Here is a 3,723-nt window from a genome sequence, read left to right as displayed (position 1 = left end):
CTATCTTTTGCTAAGATTTGAGTTGTTACACTCTAAACCTCTAAACCCTAAACTTCTCCTGCACAATTAATAAATACTAACTATTTCTTTTTCAATAAGTTCTTCTGCAAATTCTTTTTTTATAACTGCCGAAGGAATTGGTGTATCATTTTTGCAAACTTTTTTTTCGTTATTTGAAAGAATAAGATCGTAGGCAGGCAGCGTTAAAAAGTCTTCCCATTTATCCTGCACCACCAGTTTATTAAAAATGCAGATAGCCTGTACATACTGTCCCGCCTGATATACTTTACTGCCTGCTGCGTTTTTTATGCTTTCTATTTCATCATCTCTCAGATCTATATAAAGATTCAGGTTAATTTCTCTGCCATCATCCAGTTTGGCTTTACTGCGTACCCACTGCCAAACCTGTGTGCGGCAAATTTCTGCAGTGGCTGCATCTTCCATCATATTGTAAAGAGCCGCAGCGCCATTGCCCCGCAACCAGCTTTCCAGGTAAAGAATACCCACATTTATATTGTGCCGCAATCCTGCTTCGGTAATGGTTCCTCCGGGTACCTGCAGCAGTTCTTTTTCTGTGCAACTGAAATCTTCTCTCTTTACATGAAGCTGGTTGGGCGTTTTCATGAATTCGTCAAATACTTCTTTGGCAAGTGATACCAATCCCGGGTGTGCCACCCATGTACCATCGTGCCCATCTTTTACTTCACGAAGTTTATCGGCTTTTACTTTTTGCAGGGCGGCCTCATTGGCTTTTTCATTTCCCCGGATAGGAATTTGTGCTGCCATACCACCAATGGCATGAGCACCCCTTTGGTGACAGGTTTTAATTACCAGTTGTGTGTAGGCCCTCATAAAAGGAACGGTCATAGTTACCTGAGCCCGGTCTGGAAAAACATGCTGCGGAACATTCCTGAATTTTTTGATAAATGAAAATATATAATCCCAGCGGCCACAGTTTAATCCGGCAGAATGATCTCTTAACTCCCACAAAATTTCATGAAGCTGAAAACTGGCAAGAATGGTTTCTACCAGCACAGTAGCTTTTATACTGCCATGCGCTACACCACAATAGTTTTGGGCAAACGTAAATACATCATTCCATAACCTTGCTTCTTTATAACTTTCCAGTTTGGGTAAATAGAAAAAAGGGCCGGCGCCATTCTTTAATAATGTTTTTGCATTATGAAAAAAATACAAACCAAAATCTACCAGGCTTGCGCTTACAGGTTCTCCATCCAGTTCAATATGTTTTTCATCGAGGTGCCAGCCTCTTGGCCTTATAAACAGTGTAGCTGTTTTTTCATTCAATGTATATTCTTTTCCATTTTCTGCATTGTAAAAATTAATATTACGGTTGATGGCATCCTTAAGATTTATTTGCCCACCGATGGTATTATCCCAAGAGGGTGCATTGCTGTCTTCAAAATCTGCCATAAAAATATTGGCCCCGGAGTTACAGGCGTTGATGATCATTTTGCGGTCCACCGGTCCGGTTATCTCCACCCTTCTGTCTTTAATAATATCCGGAACCGAAGCTATCAGCCAGGCTGAATTGCGGATACTTTCTGTTTCCGGCAGTAAACCAGGTTGCCATCCTGCATCTAATTTCACCTGCAACAATTGCCTGTCATTCAATAATTGTTTTCTCCTGGCATTAAAATTTTGCTGCAGGGCTGCAATAAAAAGTAAGGCTTCAGGGGTAAGCACTTCGGCGAAAGACTGATGAAATGGGGCTTTGATGCGCATACCCGGCGGTGTGAAGTATTGCCCGGGTGTTTGAGTGGTGATTATCATAATTTGAATATTTTCATCAAATATAGTACTTTTCTTTATTAGCGAATAATTCGCTAATAATTATTTTAATAAAGTTATGCACATTTCGCTAAATTGCAGTTATGATGACAGACAACGACAGTATTCGACTGATTTTTGGATTAAAGATGAAAGCCCTGCGGCAGGAAAGGGGACTGAGTTACCAGCAGCTTGCCCAAAAAACAAACCTTTCTCTTTCCTATGTTCATGATATAGAAACAGGAAAAAAATTTCCAAAGGCAGATAAAATATTATCACTGGCTAAAGTGCTGGAAGTAGATTATGATTACCTGGTTTCGCTGAGAGCCAGTAAAAAACTTCAACCTATTATAGACCTTATCAATTCTGATTTTATCAATGCCATTCCCTGGGAACATTTTGGATTAAAACCTGCATCCTTACTGGATCTGTTTTCCAATACGCCGGATAAAGTAACTGCCTTCATCAGTACCTTATTAAAAATTTCCCGCAGTTACCAATTATCAAAAGAAAATTTTTATAATGCAGCGCTGCGCTCTTACCAGGACCTGCAGGACAATTATTTTGAAGATTTAGAAGATGCCGTAAAGAGTTTTAGAAAGGATAATAAATGGAAAGAAATTTTACCTGTAGATACCGCATTGCTTGAAGCTGCCCTGCAAAAAACAGGCATCCAGGTAAACCGAAAGCGCATGAATACGCTGGAAGCATTGCAGCGGATCCGTTCCTTTTATTCTGCAAACAACAAAACGCTTTTTATTAATAAAGCATTCAGTCCGGCGCAGGAAAGATTTTTACTGGCCCGTGAAATTGCTTTTCAATACCTGGGCCTTACCGACCGACCTTATGAAACCATTATTCAACACAGCGAATCTTTTGATAAACTGTTGAATAATTTTAAAGCATCCTATTTTGCGGTAGCCTTATTAATGCCCGAACAAAATTTTGTGGAAGACATTAAACGTATAGTAATGCAACCCAAATGGAATGATAAAGCATGGCTGGACCTATGTTTTAAATATGATGTAACACCCGAGATGATGATGCAGCGGCTTACCAATATTTTGCCGAAACATTTTGGTATAGATCATCTTTTCTTTTTACGCATTTCGGGAGATATGGTAAAAGATGAATTTGAGATTACCAAAGAATTGCACCTGTCGCAGGTTCATAATCCTTATGCCAATGCAACCAATGAGCACTATTGCCGCAGATGGGTATCTATACATTCAATGAAAAATATTGCTGAGCAGGTAGCCCAAAAAAAATATAAACAACCTTATGTGGAGGCACAGGTATCACAATACTGGCATACACATAACCGGTATCTCTGTATCTCTATTGCAAAACCGGCAGCCAAAGGAAGTAATGAAATAGTGAGTGTAACTATTGGCTTGCTCATAGATCAGAAATTATCTCAAACCATGCCTTTTGTAAACGATAAATCTATTGCCGAAAAAACAGTGCATACCACCTGCGAACGCTGCGGCATTATGGACTGCAAAGAAAGAGCTAACCCACCGGTGGAAATATTTAAACAACAGCAGCAGGAAAAAATAAACGAAGCATTAATACAACTGGGAGAATAATTAAAGAATAGATAATCTTTTCATCAGTTCTTCCCGGTAAGTTTTTCCTATCGGAATGGGCGTATCTGCAATAATGAGATTGCTTTCTTCAATTGCATCTATCTTATCCTTATTAACAACAAAAGAACAGTGTACCCTTATAAAATGTGAGGAAGGAAATTTTTAAAGCCACTACTGTGTTTTTTATACTGACGATTTAACTTAGCCCCCTTTACCCCAAAATAACTGCTGATATTGGTAATCGTATCAACCCTTGTATCTACCGCTATCTTTTAAAAAATCCGATAGCTCCCGGGTAAAACCAGCACCTTCGGCCACGAAATGAAAATCATTGCGGATAATT

Annotated in this window: 2 protein-coding genes and 1 pseudogene; 1 reads left to right on the top strand and 2 read right to left on the bottom strand. The window is 39.3% G+C overall.

The window, feature by feature from the left end; all coding sequences use genetic code 11:
• Positions 1-66 precede the first annotated feature (66 nt).
• Positions 67-1,794 carry a malate synthase A gene (gene aceB, locus H7254_RS10960; RefSeq protein ID WP_301933005.1) on the bottom strand — a complete coding sequence of 576 codons (1,728 nt, stop codon included), beginning with the start codon at positions 1,792-1,794 and terminating at the stop codon, positions 67-69.
• A gap of 101 nt (positions 1,795-1,895) precedes the next feature.
• On the opposite strand from aceB, the gene H7254_RS10955 reads away from it, so the two are divergent.
• Positions 1,896-3,380: a helix-turn-helix transcriptional regulator gene (locus H7254_RS10955; RefSeq protein WP_301933004.1), complete on the top strand. Its 1,485-nt coding sequence runs from the start codon at positions 1,896-1,898 to the stop codon at positions 3,378-3,380.
• Here H7254_RS10955 and H7254_RS21500 read toward each other — a convergent pair.
• A pseudogene (locus tag H7254_RS21500) lies at positions 3,381-3,530 on the bottom strand (LytTR family transcriptional regulator DNA-binding domain-containing protein); the annotation flags it as partial.
• Between the last annotated feature and the right edge of the window lie 193 nt (positions 3,531-3,723).

Source organism: Ferruginibacter sp. (genome assembly GCF_014377975.1).
Taxonomy (GTDB): domain Bacteria; phylum Bacteroidota; class Bacteroidia; order Chitinophagales; family Chitinophagaceae; genus Ferruginibacter.
This window is presented reverse-complemented; position numbering and strand designations above follow the sequence as displayed.

Excerpts from the sequence above, each read along its gene's own strand:
- aceB (WP_301933005.1), bottom strand. The coding sequence starts at position 1,794 with ATGATAATCACCACTCAAACACCCGGGCAATACTTCACACCGCCGGGT.
- H7254_RS10955 (WP_301933004.1), top strand. The coding sequence starts at position 1,896 with ATGATGACAGACAACGACAGTATTCGACTGATTTTTGGATTAAAGATG.